The organism is Streptomyces sp. NPDC014891, assembly GCF_043081085.1.
Taxonomy (GTDB): Bacteria; Actinomycetota; Actinomycetes; order Streptomycetales; family Streptomycetaceae; genus Streptomyces.
In genome coordinates this window covers 175180-190148 of the sequence record NZ_JBIBWF010000013.1, presented here as the reverse complement: position 1 = coordinate 190148, position 14969 = coordinate 175180, and the positions used below count along the sequence as shown (strand labels likewise).

The window sequence follows — 14969 nt, the reverse complement described above, 5'->3', positions numbered from 1 at the left end:
CCGGGCCGGAGCCACTACTTCGGTGCGACTGTTTCCCACAACGACTCACGGGCACCCCGGGTGTCGGCCGGTACCGGCCCCTTCTCCGCCCCCGCGCGCGCCCCTTCGTACGCCCCTTCGCCCGTTCCCTCGTGGGTCTCCTTGACCAGGTAGTGCGGCCGGCGCTTCACCTCGTAGTAGATGCGGCCGACGTACTCGCCGATCAGCCCGACCATGACCATCTGCACGCCGGCGAGGGCGGTGACGGCGACGAGGAGGGTGACGTACCCGGGGGTGTCGACGCCGTGCGCGAGCGCGTCCCCGACGATCCAGACCGCGTAGCCGACGGCGACGAGGACCAGCAGGAGGCCGAGGTGCACGGCGGCCCTGAGCGGCTTGTTGTTGAAGGAGAGGAGCCCGTCGAGGCCGTAGTTGAGGAGCTTGCCCAGAGTCCACTTGGAGCGGCCCTCCTCGCGGACGGCGTTCTCGTACGAGAACGTCGTCGTCCGGAAGCCGACCCAGGAGAAGAGGCCCTTGGAGAACCGGTTGTACTCGCCGAGACCGAGGACCGCGTCGACCGTGCGGCGCGACAGGAGCCGGAAGTCCCCGACGCCGTCGACGAGTTCGACGTCGACCAGGCGGTTGACCGCCCAGTAGTAGAGGCGGGCGGTCAGGGTGCGGGTGACGCGGTCGCCCTCGCGGGTGCGGCGGGCGACGACCTGGTCGTACCCCTCGGCGTGCAGCGCGACCATGCGGTGCACCAGCTCGGGCGGGTGCTGGAGGTCGGCGTCCATGATCACGACGGCGTCCCCGGCGGCGTTGCGGAGGCCGGCCAGCATCGCCGCCTCCTTGCCGAAGTTCCGGCTGAAGGAGACGTAGCGGACGTGGCGCGGGTCGCGCGCGGCCAGGTCCTGGAGGAGCGGGAGCGTCCCGTCCCGGCTTCCGTCGTCCACATAGACGATCTCGAACTCGCCTTCCAGTCTGGCGAGTTCACGGGTCACATGGTCATGGAAGCGGGCGAGGACGTCTTCCTCGTTGAAGCACGGGACGACGATCGAGAGCAGCACGCCGACCACGACAACGGAGCCCGGTGTCCCGGCCGGTCCGCGGGGATGGCGCCGAGAAGACCATTGCGTGAACGGGGTCGCGGGGACCGGATCCGCCCGGTCGGGCGCTGGCATATTCGACGGGTCATGCCGAACGCCACCCGTCCGCGGGGCCCCGCGCCGGCCGCCCCCGCGCCGCCCGCCGCCGTGCCGCCCGCCGACGCGGCCCCCGCCTCCGCGGTCCCCGCGCCCCGGCGCGCGCCCGGGGGGCCGCGCTCCCTGCTCCTCGCCGCGCTGATCACCGTGCTCGCCGTCTGCGGCGGCGACGCGGTCGCCCGGGTCTTCCCCTTCGGCCCCCGTCACCGGGCCGTCAACGACCTCGCGAACCAGTTCGTGCCCTTTCACGCGCACCTGTGGGACCTGCTGCACGGCCGCGCGGACGGCGGGCTGCTGCTCGACTGGCAGGCGGGATGGGGCACGAGCTTCCTCCCCGACTACGGCACCTACCTGTCGAGCCCCTTCGCCCCGCTGGTCGCCCTCCTCCCGCGCGGGGACGTCGAGTACGCGGTGTACGCGATCACCGTCCTCAAGACGGCGGTCGCGGCGGCGGCCATGACGCACCTGCTGCGCCGGACCGGCCCGGGCCGCTGGTGGTGGGCCTCGGCCCTGGGCGCCTCGTACGCGCTCTGCGGCTGGTCGCTCGCGGAGGGCACGTACAACCCGATGTGGCTGGACGGCCTGATCGCCTTCCCTCTGCTCTGCCTGGTCGGCGAGTGGGTACGGGAGGGCGTGCGGCCCGTCCTGGGGCCGCTGGTCGTCGCGGTCTGCTGGGTGGCGAACTTCTACACGGCGTACATGGCGACGATCGGGGCGGCCCTGGTCCTGACCGTCCGCCTCACGACGGAGCACGCCCCCGCGGGGACCGCTCCCGCGCGCACGACCGAACGCGGCACGGCCGCTCCGGGTGCGGCCCCCGCAGACGCGGGCCCTCCCGGCCCGGGCGCCTCCGATGCGGCCGCTCCGGGCCCGACCACACCCGGCCTCAGCCCTCCCGGCCCGGCCACACCCGATGCGGCCGCCCCGGGCCCGACCACACCCGGCCTCAGCCCTCCCGGCCCGGCTGCCCTCGCTGCGGTCGCGCCCGACCCGGCCGCGTCCGCCGACGGCGGTCGGCGCCCCGCCGGGCGCGGTGTCGTCCGCATCCTGCTGCGGGCCGGGCTGACGGCCGGGACCGGGATCGCCCTCGCGGCACCCGTCCTCGTCCCCGTCTTCCTCGGCTCGCGCCACGCGCACCCCGGCCTGGTGAAGGAGTTCGACCCGGCGCCCGCGACGGACGTCCTCGCCCGGCTGCTCCCCGTGACGTACAGCTTCGCGACACCCGCGGCCTTCGTGTCCACGGCGGTGCTGCTGCTCGTCGCCGCCCTCCCGTTCCGCCGCGAGATCCCCGGCCGCCGGCGGTGGGCGTGGGCGGGGCTCTGCCTGGCGGTCGCGGCCTCGCTGCAATGGGGGCCGACGCACCTCGTGTGGCACGCCTTCGCCACCCCGAACGGCAGCCCGTACCGCCAGACCTTCGTCCTCTCCGGCGTCCTCGTCCTCGCCGCGTGGACCGGACTCACCCACGGCCCCCCGGGCCGCCGCGCGCTCCTCGGCGGGGTCGCGGTGGTCGCGGCCCTGTCCCTGGGCGCGCTCCCCAGCCCCTTCCTCACCCCCTGGGCCCTCGCCCTCACGGCCGCGGGCCTCGCGGCGACGGCCGGCGCGCTGCTCCTGACGCGACGGGGCCGGTACGGGGCGCTGGCCGCGCTCCTGGTCGTCGGGACGGTGGCCGGCCAGGCCGCGGCGACGGCGGCGTACGCGGACCGGGAGCGGCTCGCCCGGCTCGACGACTACCCGCCGCTGGGCGACGGGCAGCGCCTCAGGGCGGCGGCCCTCGCCGAGGCGGACGGCTGGCCCGCCCATCGCACGGACCCCGGCCTGCCCCGGGTCGCGGGCAACGACCCGCTGCTGCTGGGCGGGCAGGGCGCCGCGTACTACAGCAGCCACACCCCGGCGGTCCTGACGGAGCTGCTGACCGCCCTGGGCGGCGGCTGGACCTCCCGGGGCCGGAACCTGCTGAGCCTGGACAACCCCGTGACGGACGCGCTGTTCGGGGTGGGGGCGCGCTGGCGGGCGGGGGAGGTGGTCCGCGCGGACCCGTCGGCGCCGCCGCTCCCGCTGGTGACGGTACGGCCGCCGGGCCCGGGTCCGGCGTACGGCCCGTCCCCCTTCCGCAACCAGGAACTCCTGCTGGGCGCCCGGGTGTACGAGGCGCCGCGGGCGGGCGGCGCGTGCCGGGTGGGCACGGAGGTCTTCCTCTGGGCCCCCGACGCGACGGGCACGGCGGGCCTGGGCCGGTACGAGACGGAGCTGCTCGGCGGGCGGCCGAAGCGGCGGGCGGCGCTGACCTCGCTGGGCGTGCAGGAGCGGGCGGGGGCGCGGCCCCGGATCCCGCGCGGCGGGACGGCCGAGGTGGGCTGCCTGGACCGCGACCGGCTGCGCGCGGCGGTGGCGGCGCTGCGCACCCGGGCCGCGACGGGGGTCGAGGTCCGGTCGGACGGCCTCACGGCGACGCTCCCGCCCGGTGCGACGGGCACGGCGGTGGTGGCGGCCCCGAGGATCGCGGGCTGGCGGTGCGAGGGTCGGCCGGCCCGGGCGTACGGCGGGCTGCTGGCCGTCGGCATCCGCCCGGGGGCGACGGCCGTGCGCTGCGCCTTCCACCCACCGGGCCTGCGGGCGGGCCTGACGGCGGGTGCGGCGGGCGTGCTGCTGCTCGCCCTGTCGTGGCGCCTCGGCACCAGGTCCGGCCGACGGGCGGGAGAACGGACGGGAGGCCGGGCGGAAGGTCTGGCGCGAGGCCGGGCGGAAGGCCCGGCGGAAGGCCCGGCGGAAGGCCCGGCGGAAGGCCCGGCGGAAGGCCCGGCGGAAGGCCGGGCGCGGGGCCCGGCGAAAGGCCCGGCGGGAAGCCGGGCGGGGGCCGTCGGGTGAGCCGTGGCCCTGGTCGGCCCGGTCCCGTGCCGCTGTCCCGCGCCCAGGCCTGGGCGCGCGTCCCGCCCACGGACCGGAACCCGGCCCCGCCCGTACCCCTGCCCCCCGCCCTGGCCTCGGCGCACGGCCCCGCCCACGGACCGGAACCCGGCCCGGCCCCGCCCGGGCCTCGGTGCGGGGATCTGAGGAACACCCGGTGGCGGGGGCGGTCAGTCGTGCCGCTCCCAGCGGACCTCGCCGTCCTCCACCCGGTCCGTGGGGGCGAGGCCGGCCGCGGCGGCGACGGCCGCCGACGCCGTGTGGTCCGGATGGACGTGGGCCACGATCGTCCGCGCGCCGTGCTCCACGAGCAGGCCGACCAGGCCCACGGCCGCCTCCCGGGCGATGCCCCGCCCCTGCCAGCCGGTGCCGATCACCCACGCGACCTCCGCGACCCGGCCGCCCTCCGTGACGGTCGCCTGCACGGTTCCGGTCAGGCGGCCGTCGGAGCGCAGCCGGACGGCCCAGTTGGCCCAGACCGTCGCCGGGTCCGGCGACCCGGACGCCAACCGCTCGTACCGCGCCCGCAGTTCGGCCGGGGACAGCGGGGTCCCGCCGATGAACGCGTGCAGGGCGGGATCGTCGAGCACCACCGCCATCTCCTCGGCGTGCGCGACGTCGAGGGGTACGAGGTCCAGGCGGGCGGTCCGCACCGTACGCGCGGCCACCCCGCCCGCCTCCGCCGCCCGCGGGCCCTCCGGGCCCGGGCCCGGGCTCACACGTCCCCCAGGAAGCCGGGGTCGGTCTCGTCCAGCCCCACGCTCGTCTCCCGGGCGACGCCCAGGAGTTCCGCCATCGCCACGACCCGGCGGCTGGTCCCCGCGAGGTCCCGGTGCGCCTCCGCCGACCACAGCGGCGGGTACAGGGTGAGGCCCCGGTCGCCGTCCAGCGGACGGACCTCCTCCCGCCAACCGGGCCAGCGCAGGCCCTCGTAGAACTCCTCGGTGCCGCCGGACAGCATCCACGACAGCCAGGCCCCGTATCCGGCGCCCAGCGCGTCCCAGCGCAGCGAGTCCGGCGCGAAGTACACCATCTCGCCCGGCTGCCCCGGCAGCCCCGTCTCGTCCGCCGTTCCGCCCCGGAGGACGAACACCCCGCCGAGCACGTCGTGGGCCACGACGAGACCCGCGCCGGGCCGCCACCCCGGGTCGGCCGCCGGGTCCGCGGGGAAGCCGTTGACCCGCGCGAGGGACGGCAGCCGCCGGTCGTCGGCGGCGGACGGGCTGCCGTACACCCGCAGCCAGCCGTCGTCGACGAACGCCCCGCCGCTGTGCAGCAGGAAGGCCCCCAGGAAGGACCGCACGGTCACCTGTGTCCGCAGCAGCGCGGCCGCGCCCTCCGCCGCGTCGGCCTCCAGGGTCTCGACGGGGACGGGCGCGGCCCGCAGCTTCTCCCCGAGGACCGGCCACGCGGGGTCCTCGACCTCGGTCAACTCACTCAGTTCACGCACCGGGGCATGCTCGCACGCCCACCGGCGCGTCCGCCCGCCCGGACCGGCGCCGGGCCGCCACGGGGCCCGCGGTCAGCGGACCGCCCTGGTGGCGCTGCCGAGGATCCGGGTCGGGGTGACGCGGACGACCACGCGGACGTGGTCCGCCGGGGCCTCGGCGTACTCCTTGCCACCTCCGGGGCCGAGGTACTCCTCGGCGATGCGGACGGCCACCGCCCGGCCGGTGTCCTCCGTGACGGAGGCCGTGCCGCGTATCTCGACGTACAGGTCGGGGTCGGCGGGGTCGAAGACGGTCAGGCCGACGCGCGGGTCCCGGAGCACGTTGCGGGCCTTGCGCCTGGCCCGGGTGGTGGAGATCAGCAGCTCGTCGCCGTCCCGGCTGACCCAGACCACCGAACTCTGCGGTCCGCCGTCGGGGTTGAGGGTGACCAGCACGGCCATGTGCGGGGCGTCGAGCAGGCCGCGTACGACGTCGTTCATCACGGGGGCCGGGCCGGCGTTCGTCGACGCGGCGGCCGGTGCGTTCGTCGGTGTGCTCGTCGGTCCGTTCGCCGGTGTGCTCGCCGGTGCGTCGGTCGTGGTGTCGGTCGGTGCGTGGGTCTCGTCAGAGGACATGCCCGAGAGGCTATGCGGGCGCCCCGGGGCGCCGCATCGGGAGTTCCGGCCGCCCGGCCCGAACTCCCGCCGAAAGTTTCCCGGGTCCGGTCGCAACCCCCGGGGGTCACGCACGTCTGGTGGTGTGAAGGCGCCCTTCAACCGATCCGTGTCCGACCCCTTCCACGGGAGAACCCCATGTCCAGCCACTCCAAGCGGACCTTCCGCCCCCGCCCCCGGATCCTGGGCGTCGTCGCCGGTGCCGCGCTCCTCATCGGCGGCGGCGGCTTCGCCGCTCAGGCCCTCGCCGACTCCGGCCCGCGGCCCGCTCCTGCGCGGCCGAAGGTCTCGGCCCCGGACGCCGCCCCCGCGGCCCCGGCCCCCGCGGCACCGAAGCCCGCGTCGAAGCCGGTTCCTAAGCCGGTTCCCAAGAGCGCCGCGCCCGGCGAGCCCCGCCCGGTGGCCGTGCCCGCGCCCGTCGACGAGCCGGGCGCCCGCCCCGCACCCGCCCCCGCGGTCCGGCCGACGGCCGCCCCGGCGCCCGTGCCGGCTCCGGCCGCGCCCCGCGCCGGGAAGTAGCCGCGCGCGGTAGCACCGAGGAGCGGGCGGCCCGGCCGGACACGCGCACGTCCGGCCGGGCCGCCCGCCGTCCCGCAACGGATCGAGGACCGTGCACTTGTCGTACGCCATACCCGCCCCCGGACCCGCCGCCCGGCCCTCGCCCTGGTGGGCCCGGCTGCTCGCCCGCATGCCCCGGACCCGGCCCGGGGACCGGCCGGGGACGGACACCGCACCGCCCGGCGCCGACGCCGCGGCCGGAACCGTACGGGCACGCCGTCCGCACCGGCCGGCGGCCCCCGAGGAACAGGGCCCGCCGCCCACGCTCACCGAGCTGTACCGGGCCCGGCGGCTGGACATGGTGCGGCTCGCGGTCTTCCTCGTCGACGACCTGCCCACCGCTGAGGACGTCGTGCAGGACGCGTTCGCCGCCGTGTGCCGGACGTACGGCACGTCCCTGCGCGGACTGCAGGACCCGGGCGCGTACCTGCACACCGCCGTGGTCAACGCCGCCCGTTCCGTGCTCCGCAGACGCCGCACCGCGCGCGCGTACACCCCGCCGCACCCGGTCGCCGCGGCGCCCGTGGACGAGGGGCTGTTGCTCGCCGAGGAGCACCGGCGCGTGCTCGACGCGCTGGCCGGGCTGACCCGGCGCCAGCGCGAGGTCCTCGTCCTGCGCTACTGGTCGGAGCTGACCGAGGCGCAGATCGCGCAGGCCCTCGGGCTCTCGCGCGGCACGGTGAAGTCCACCGCGAGCCGCGCGCTGGACGCCCTGGAGAAGAAGCTGGAGGCGGGCCGATGAGACCGCGTGCGGAAGACCCCGGAACCGTCGTCGAGGAACGGCTGCGCGCCGCGTTCGCCGCGCGCGCGGCCCTCGTCACCCACCGGGACCTGCGCCGTGACGAGCCCCCGGTGGGGCGGAGCTGGGGGCTGCGGCGGGTGCGCGGCGTCGCGTTCGCCTCGCTGGGGGCGCTCGCCGCGGCGGCGGCCGCGTACCTGCTCGTCCTGGTGCCGGCCGACGGCGTATCCCCCCTTCCGGCACCGCCCGCGCGCCCGCCGGGGGTCGGCGAGTCCTCGGCCGTGCCCACGCCCTCCCCGGTCGCCCCCTCGGTCACCGGGCCGGGAGTCCCGCCGCGGCCGGAGCCGGAGGCGGTACGGGGGCCGGAGGGCGCTCCGCGGACGCCGGACGGCGGCCCGGGACCGACGGCCGGGACGCCGACGGGAGCGCCGACGGGGACCCCGCGCCCCGGAGCGCACCCCGCGCCGCCGGCGGTCCCGCGGCCCGGCGGGCACACCACGGCCCCGGCGGATCCGGCCGACCCCGCGGAGCCGGTGGCGACCGGCCGGCCGTGACCGCGGGGAGGGGCGGGACGCGTGAAGGGCCGGAACCCCGGCGGGTTCCGGCCCTTCACGGACGTCCGGGTGCGCGGACTACTTCTTGACCGGGACCTCTTCGAGGCACAGCACGAACTTGTCCGACTCCAGCTGCTGCGCGAGCGCCGACAGCTCCGTGCCGCACTTGTTCACGTCGAAGGTGTCGTCGATGACCTTGACGACCTTGAACAGGTCGGCCTTGCCCGAGGAGCAGTCCGTGGTGTCGACCTTGGGGTCGTTGTCCGGGCCCGTGACGGTGACGCACTCACCGGCCTTCGCGTGCACGGGGGCGTCGCCGGTGAGGTACGGCAGGCCGAACTTCACGCCGACGGCGACGATGATCGCGACGACGACACCGCCGACCTTCTTGAGGATGCGGCTGCCCTTGCTCGCGGGGGCGGCGGGCTGCTCCGGGGCGGTGGGCTGCTCGGAGGTGAAGGGCGCGGGCGGCGTCGTCATGAGTGATTCCTTGGGGACGTGAACATGATCAGACGCGAACGCTACATGCGCCAAAAAGGACAAAAGTCGATCAGGGAGAACCGTTGACCGATCAGTTGTCGAGTCGTGACCCTGGCGCTCCGTCAGGAGCGCGACCCCAGCCGACGCTGGTGCTCCAGCACCCGTCGCAAGTCCGCCGGAAGCGGGTGATACGGGCCGAACGCCCGCTCCGCGTCGAACAGCAGCCGCTGGAGCTGCTCCTGACCGGCGGCGTGCTCCCCCGTCGCCACGAGGAGCAGCGCGATCCGCTGCCGGATGTCGAAGGCACGCTCCCGGTCGCCCTCGTAGTACGGCAGGACCGCACGGAACTCGGCGAGCGCGGCGGCCGTCTCCCCCAGCTGCTCCAGGCAGAGGGCGGCGTCGTAGCGGAACTGGAGCCCCTGCGGATCCGCCGGCCCCGCCTCCGCGTCGCGGTCCGCCGCGAGGCGGCGCAGCTCGGGCAGGGCGCGACGGTACTGGCCGTCGTCCATCAGCGTGGACGCGTACTGCTTGCGCAGGATGCGGACGACCGGCGACCGCTCGCCGTGCTCGGCCGCGGCGGCGGGCAGGATCCCGCCCAGCATGTCGACGGCCCGGGTGAGCGCGCCCTCCCCGAGCAGCCGCTTCACCTCGTCGACGGCGGCGGCGACATCGGGGCGGGCGGGAACCGCCGCGGGCGGGGGCGGGTACGAGGCCCGCGGATCGCCCACGGAGTCGGCGCGGGCGGCCGCCGGGGCGGGCACGGGCGGAGGCGGCGGGGCGCCGACGTGCAGAGGCGGCGGGGCCTGCGCCGGAACGCCGTGCGCCGGACCGGCCGCGCCCGGCAGCACCCCGGACGCCGCCGGGCGGTCCGGCCAGGGGGCGTACGGGCGGAGGAACGGCCGGGTCGGATCCATCGGCCCGGCCGGGGCCCCGCGGGCGGGGAGCAGCGGCAGCAGCTCCCCGTACACCTCGTGCGCACCGGACGGGCGTTCCCGCGGGTCCTTGGCGAGCAGGCGCAGGACGAGCGCTTCGAGGGGCTCGGGGACCTCGGGCCGCAGCCGGCGGAGCGCCACGGGGGGCTCGTACAGGTGGCGGTGGAGGACACCGAGCGCGGTGGAACCCGCGAACGGCACGTTCCCGCTGAGGAGTTCGTGCAGCAGCACACCGAGCGCGTACAGGTCGGTGGAGGGCCCGACGGCGCCGCCCATGGCCTGCTCGGGGGCCATGTAAGCGGGGCTTCCGATGGGGGAACCGGTATGGGTGAGGCGGGTGGTGTCGCTGTCCAGGACGGAGGCGACGCCGAGGTCGAGGACGAGGACGGAGCCGTCGGGGCGGACCATCACGTTCCGCGGCTTGAGGTCGCGGTGGACGATCGGCACGGCGTGGACCGCCGCGAGCACCGCGCACAGCTGCGCGGCGACGGAGACCGCCCACTCCCACGGGTACGGGTCGTGCTCGGCGAGGTGGTCGGCGAGGTCGGCGCCCTCCACGTACTGCATGACGAGGTACAGGTCCTCGCCCTCGCTGCCGGCGTCGTGGACGGTCACGAGGCCGGGGTGGTCGACATGCGCGGTCACCCGGCACTCGCGCACGAAGCGGCGGCGCAGTTCGTCGGCGGCGGTGGACGGGCCCGTCAGGGTGGCCGGCCGGAGCAGCTTCACCGCGACCCGGCGGTCGAGCCTGCGGTCGTACGCCGTCCAGACCTGGCCCATGCCGCCTTGCCCGATGACGGTGGCGAGCTCGTAACGCCCGCCGATCACACGCCCGTTCACGCCCGACCGTCGCCTTCCCCGGACTTCCGGAGCAGGTCGCTGAGCTCGTCGAGCTCGGCGCGGACCTGGTCGATGCGGGGGGCGCGACCGGGCAGCGGGTGCGGCGCCGGGCCGGGGTGCGGGGCGGACGGGGCGTCCGGCGTCCGCGCGGGGGGCGGCGGGGTCTGCCCGGCGGGCGGCGCGGAAGCCGGGTGGGCCGGGGCCGGGTGGGCCGGGGCCGGGTGCGAGCCCGGGGCCGGCGCCGTGACCGCGGCGGGCGGGTAGCCGTACCCCGGGGCGGCGTGACCGGGCGCGGCGTATCCCGGCACGGCGTACCCGGGCTGCGGCGTGCCGTACGCGTACCCCTGCCCGTGCCCCGGTGCCTGCGGCCCGTGGGGCGGCGGGGCCGGGGACGGGACCATGATCACGACCGGGGCGGGCTGGTGATGCCGGATGTCGACCACCAGGAAGTAGCAGGTCACGATCGCCATCTGGACGAGCAGCACGATCATGCCCGCGGTGTTCATCCAGGTGCCGGCGAAGCGCTGCTCCAGCGGCACCACACAGCCGACGTTCAGGACCAGTTGGGCCCAGAAGAGCGTCCAGTCCCGTCCGGTGCGGCGCATGATCGCGATCCGCAGCATGGCGACCCAGGCGAGGAAGCCGAGCGACAGGACCACCAGGACCGTGATGAGGACCCGGACGGTGATCGTGGCCGCCGACGGGCCGGTGGCCCGCGGCGGCGCGGGTGCGGGCACCTGACCGTACATACGACGCTCCCCCAGGACGCTTGACCGGACCATGCCTGACCGGACCCCCGGGGTCGATCAGACCAAGAGAGTATGACGGCCCTTCACGCGGGCTCCACACTTCCGTCCGCGAGACCGTCGTACAGCCCCTGGACCAGCTGCTCGCCGAGGCGGGCGGCGAGCCGCAGGGCCTCCTCGAACTCGGCGAGCGACTTGAAGTGGGCGCCGTGCCTGCGCTGGTCGGCCAGGGGCAGCCGGGGCAGCTGGAGGCGGCGCACGTCGAGCCGGGTCGCGGTCGAGGCGAAACTGCTGGCCTGCCGGTTGTTGGCGGTGCCGCGGAGGAACCCGGCGAGGAACCAGGGGTCGAGGGCCGCCGGTTCGGGCCGCAGGAGCTGGAGGTTCCGGCCGAGGGCCGCGCCGGCGGTGGCCGCGTCCACGACCCGTGCGACGGTGCCGCCGCCGAGGACGGGGACGACGACGTCGCCCTCGGCGACGAGGACGGGCTCCTCGGTCTCCTCCCCGGGGCCTCCGGCGGGGAGGGTGCCGGAGGGCGCCGCCCCGGACAGGACGTCGTGCTCGGTGAGGACCGGCACCCCGCCGCCGGCGGGGGCCGTGCCCGCGCCCCCGGTCCGCAGCTGGAGGGCTCCGGTGCGGGCGAGTTCGCCGACGGTGGTGAGGGGGCGGGGCGCGGGGCGCGCCGGGACCGGGGTGGGGGCGAGGCCGCGGGTGCGGCGGAGGGTCTCGTCGAGTCGGTCGCGGACGGCGGCGAGTTCGGGGGCGGTGCCGCCGGCGGCGGGGGCGGCGAGGTAGCGGGCGGGTGCCAGGTCGACCTCGTCGTCGAGGAGCTCGATGACGGGGACGGCGCGGGCCACGGACGCGTCGCCGCCGCGGCCGGCCCAGGCGTCGAGCACCGCGTTCCGCAGGGCGGGCCAGGGGAGCTTGTCGCGTCCGGCGTCCGGGACGAGCCCCGCGGTGTCCACGAACAGCGTCTCCGCCGGGGGCCGTTCGTCGACGCCGGGGCGGACGAGCACCCAGAGGTGGAGCGGGATGCCGTACGGGGGTGCGGCGCCGGCCGGGAGGGCGACGACGGCCCGGAGTGCGCCGCGGCGCAGCAGGTCGGCGCGGATGCGGCGGCCGGAGCGGCGGGAGGCGACGGCGGGCGGCATGAGGAGGACGGCGGTGCCGCCCGGGCGGAGCCGGGCGAGGGCGTGCTGCACCCAGGCCAGCTCGGACTCCGTGCGGGCCGGGAAGCCGTACTCCCAGCGGGGGTCGTAGGCGAGTTCGTCGTGGCCCCAGGCCCGCTCGTTGAACGGGGGGTGGCACAGGACGGCGTCGGCGGCGAGCGCCGGGAAGGCGTCCGCGCGGAGCGTGTCGCCGGCGGCGGCCCGGACGTCGGCGTCGCCGTGGAGGGCGAGCCGGAGGGCGGAGAGGGCGGCCAGGTCGGGGTCGGCGTCCTGGGCGTGGAGCGCGGTGGGGTGCGGGACCGCGCGCAGCAGGCCGCCGGTGCCGGAGGCCGGGTCGAGGACGCTGGCGACGGGGCGGCCCTGGGGTGCCGCGGCGGCGGCGAGGGCGGCCATGAGCTCGGCCAGCGGGGGCGGGGTGAGCGTGTACTGGCGGGGGTTGGCGTCGAGGTGGCGGCCGAGCAGGAACTCGAAGGCCTGGCGGGCGCCGCCCAGCTCGACGGCCAGCTCGACGGCGGCGCGGAGCAGGGGGACGGCGGGGAGCGTCTCGGCGGCGGTGGGGGTGTGAACCGACCTGTGCGGGCCGAAGCGGGCGGTGAGGCCCTCCTCGAAGACGCCGGGCAGGAGTGCGCCGAGGCGGTCGTCGGGGAGCGCGGCCAGTTCGGTCCAGGCGCCCGGGCGGGAGCGGAGGAGGAGCAGGGCGCAGCCGGTGTGCAGGAGGCCGGCGACGGTGCCGCCGGGGTGGCCGGAAAGCTGCTGCCAGACGCGCTCGCGGAGCGGGACCTCGGCGAGTTTCCCCTGGTCCCGGAGCCATTGCTCGATGTCGGCGAGGGAGAACGACGGGCTGGTCTCGGTGCCGCCGACGGGCTTGGGGAAGTCGGCGTGGCGGCGGCGCCAGTTGCTGACGGCGGCCCTGCCGACGCCGGCGAGCCGGGCGATGCCGGCGGCGGTGACCTCTGTCGTGCTCTCTTCGGGCACCTGTCCGTCTCCCCTCGTACGTGTGTGAACACACGGAGCATAGCGCCCGATCCTATTCACGGCGTGAGCGGACTTGAATCGCGTGAACAGTGTTGACTCGGTTCACACTCTCTGCTGTGATTGATCCATCGGAACACGGAGTCCCGCAGCGGAGTCCCCACAGCGCCCGGAAGGTGCCACAGCCATGTCTCAGCAGAAGCGCAACTGGTTCGCCCGCCACAAGGTCCTCACCGCGGCCGGCGCGGTCGTCGCGGTCGTCGTGATCGGCGCGGCGATGGGCGGGGGCGGCGACACCGGGCCCACGGCGGGCGCGAAGCAGGAGCAGCCGGCGAAGCAGGGCGACGGCGACAGCGGCAAGAAGGCCCAGGACAAGCCGAAGGGCCCCACGATCGACGGCGACGGCGACTTCGAGGTCGGCTCCGACGCGAAGCCGGGCCTCTACCGCTCGACGGGCAACAAGGACGCGGGCTGCTACTGGGAGCGGGCGAAGGACGCCTCGGCCGACACGGACTCGATCCTCGCCAACGACAACGTGACGGGCACGGCGTACGTCGAGATCAAGGCGACGGACAAGCTCTTCAAGTCGACGGGCTGCGGCACGTGGGAAGCGGTCGACCCGAAGACGAAGGGCACACCGGGCACGACGCTCAAGGGCGACGGCGGCATGTTCAAGGTGGGCGCGGACATCGCCCCGGGCACGTACAAGTCGACGGGCAACAAGGACGCGGAGTGCTACTGGGAGCGGGCGAAGGACGCGAGCCACGGCACGGACTCGATCCTGGCGAACGACAACGCGACGGGCACGGCGATCGTGAAGGTGAGCGCGTCGGACGGGTACTTCAAGTCGTCGGGGTGCGGGGACTGGGTGAAGACGGGCTGAGGGGGCGGGGGTCCGCCCCGTCGAGCGACCCGACCGCTCCCGCCGCCGGCCGCACCCCGCCATCGGAAAAAGCCCCGCCGATCGACTCGGCGGGGCTTCCCCACGACTAGCTGGTTGTCTCCATCGGACAGCGTTCCAAGCAGCGGGAGCGCGTGACATACGTCCGCGGGTCGCCGCCGAAGCAGATGCGCCGGTTGCGGACGTCGTGCGTGTACACACGAGCGGCGGTCGGGCGACACAAGGCCTTAACGGTACTTCCGCACGGTGCCGATCATCGCCTCCGCTTCGGACGGTCGACCGGCTCGCTCTCCTGCCCGGCGGATCTCGCCGTCGGTCAGGCGCTTCGCCAACTCGATCGCCTCATGGACGACGTCCGCGTCTCCCGCGCCGATCGCCACGAGGTACCAACGCAGCGCCTCGGCGTCCTCCCCCAGAACCACCAGAAGATCCCCCAGTGGGACGCACGCTTCGTCGATACCGCCCTGGGCCGCCGACCTCAGCAATGACGCCACCGCCTGCGGATCGCCCTTCCCCCACCACAACCGGGCCAGGTTGAACTGGGCGTACCCGTCGCCCGCCTCAGCCGCCGCCCGGAAGAGGATCTCCGCCTTCTTCAGATCCTGGACCACCCCGATCCCGTCCGCGTACAGATGCCCCAGGCTGCGCTGCCCCACGGCACTGCCTCGCTCGGCGGTCCGCTCGAACCAGGACAAGGCAGCGGAGGGGTCCTCCTCGAACTCGAGAAGAACCCCTCCCAGGACGTTCTGCGCGCCCATGTCCCCGGATTCAGCCGCTTCGCGCAGATTGGGAAGAATCTCGGTGAGCTGCCGGGCAAGGGCAGGGTCGCCGCCCCAAGAATCCAAGAGATCCTTGGCGGTCTTAGCGATATCGGAGAGCTCGTCTGTCACCC

Annotated in this window: 14 protein-coding genes; 5 read left to right on the top strand and 9 right to left on the bottom strand. The window is 76.0% G+C overall.

Going from position 1 to position 14969, the window contains the following annotated elements:
• Positions 1-14 precede the first annotated feature (14 nt).
• Entirely contained in the window at positions 15-1046 is a 1032-nt protein-coding gene (locus ACF09E_RS31430) for a glycosyltransferase family 2 protein (RefSeq protein ID WP_392209066.1), read from the bottom strand.
• A 126-nt stretch (positions 1047-1172) separates the two neighbouring features.
• Here ACF09E_RS31430 and ACF09E_RS31425 point away from each other — a divergent pair, with 126 nt between their 5' ends.
• On the top strand, positions 1173-4046 hold the full coding sequence (locus ACF09E_RS31425) for a YfhO family protein (protein ID WP_392209064.1): 2874 nt from the start codon (positions 1173-1175) through the stop codon (positions 4044-4046).
• A gap of 209 nt (positions 4047-4255) precedes the next feature.
• Here the strand turns inward: ACF09E_RS31425 and ACF09E_RS31420 are convergent, their stop codons facing one another.
• The 3 genes from ACF09E_RS31420 to ACF09E_RS31410 form a co-directional block, all read right to left on the bottom strand.
• Positions 4256-4753 carry a GNAT family N-acetyltransferase gene (locus ACF09E_RS31420; protein ID WP_392209062.1) on the bottom strand — a complete coding sequence of 166 codons (498 nt, stop codon included), beginning with the start codon at positions 4751-4753 and terminating at the stop codon, positions 4256-4258.
• Positions 4754-4800: 47 nt separating this feature from the next.
• Positions 4801-5535: a DUF2625 domain-containing protein gene (locus ACF09E_RS31415; RefSeq protein ID WP_392209060.1), complete on the bottom strand. Its 735-nt coding sequence runs from the start codon at positions 5533-5535 to the stop codon at positions 4801-4803.
• A 72-nt stretch (positions 5536-5607) separates the two neighbouring features.
• Positions 5608-6150, bottom strand: a complete 543-nt coding sequence (locus ACF09E_RS31410; protein WP_392209058.1) for a PPOX class F420-dependent oxidoreductase — start codon at positions 6148-6150, stop codon at positions 5608-5610.
• 177 nt (positions 6151-6327) lie between these two features.
• On the opposite strand from ACF09E_RS31410, the gene ACF09E_RS31405 reads away from it, so the two are divergent.
• The 3 genes from ACF09E_RS31405 (at position 6328) to ACF09E_RS31395 (ending at position 8040) form a co-directional block, all read left to right on the top strand.
• Positions 6328-6708 (top strand): hypothetical protein, encoded by a 381-nt coding sequence (locus ACF09E_RS31405; RefSeq protein WP_392209056.1) that lies wholly within the window; start codon positions 6328-6330, stop codon positions 6706-6708.
• A 97-nt stretch (positions 6709-6805) separates the two neighbouring features.
• Positions 6806-7489, top strand: coding sequence for an RNA polymerase sigma factor (locus ACF09E_RS31400; RefSeq protein WP_392209054.1), 684 nt, complete (start codon positions 6806-6808; stop codon positions 7487-7489).
• Positions 7486-8040, top strand: coding sequence for a hypothetical protein (locus ACF09E_RS31395; protein ID WP_392209052.1), 555 nt, complete (start codon positions 7486-7488; stop codon positions 8038-8040). The genes ACF09E_RS31400 and ACF09E_RS31395 overlap by 4 nt, the downstream gene beginning before the upstream one ends.
• A gap of 78 nt (positions 8041-8118) precedes the next feature.
• Here the strand turns inward: ACF09E_RS31395 and ACF09E_RS31390 are convergent, their stop codons facing one another.
• The 4 genes from ACF09E_RS31390 to ACF09E_RS31375 all read right to left on the bottom strand — a co-directional run bounded on the left by ACF09E_RS31390 (position 8119) and on the right by ACF09E_RS31375 (position 13179).
• Entirely contained in the window at positions 8119-8520 is a 402-nt protein-coding gene (locus ACF09E_RS31390; RefSeq protein ID WP_361863337.1) for a hypothetical protein, read from the bottom strand.
• Between the two features lie 122 nt (positions 8521-8642).
• Positions 8643-10292, bottom strand: coding sequence for a protein kinase (locus ACF09E_RS31385; protein WP_392209050.1), 1650 nt, complete (start codon positions 10290-10292; stop codon positions 8643-8645).
• The gene (locus ACF09E_RS31380; protein WP_392209048.1) at positions 10289-11041 is read right to left on the bottom strand and encodes a hypothetical protein; all 753 of its coding nucleotides are present in this window, start codon (positions 11039-11041) and stop codon (positions 10289-10291) included. The genes ACF09E_RS31385 and ACF09E_RS31380 overlap by 4 nt, the downstream gene beginning before the upstream one ends.
• A gap of 83 nt (positions 11042-11124) precedes the next feature.
• Complete coding sequence (locus ACF09E_RS31375) at positions 11125-13179, bottom strand: N-6 DNA methylase (RefSeq protein WP_392209046.1); 2055 nt, start codon at positions 13177-13179, stop codon at positions 11125-11127.
• Between the two features lie 184 nt (positions 13180-13363).
• Here ACF09E_RS31375 and ACF09E_RS31370 point away from each other — a divergent pair, with 184 nt between their 5' ends.
• Positions 13364-14059 (top strand): hypothetical protein, encoded by a 696-nt coding sequence (locus ACF09E_RS31370; RefSeq protein WP_392209045.1) that lies wholly within the window; start codon positions 13364-13366, stop codon positions 14057-14059.
• 245 nt (positions 14060-14304) lie between these two features.
• Here ACF09E_RS31370 and ACF09E_RS31365 read toward each other — a convergent pair whose 3' ends face one another.
• Entirely contained in the window at positions 14305-14967 is a 663-nt protein-coding gene (locus ACF09E_RS31365) for a tetratricopeptide repeat protein (RefSeq protein WP_361854206.1), read from the bottom strand.
• Between the last annotated feature and the right edge of the window lie 2 nt (positions 14968-14969).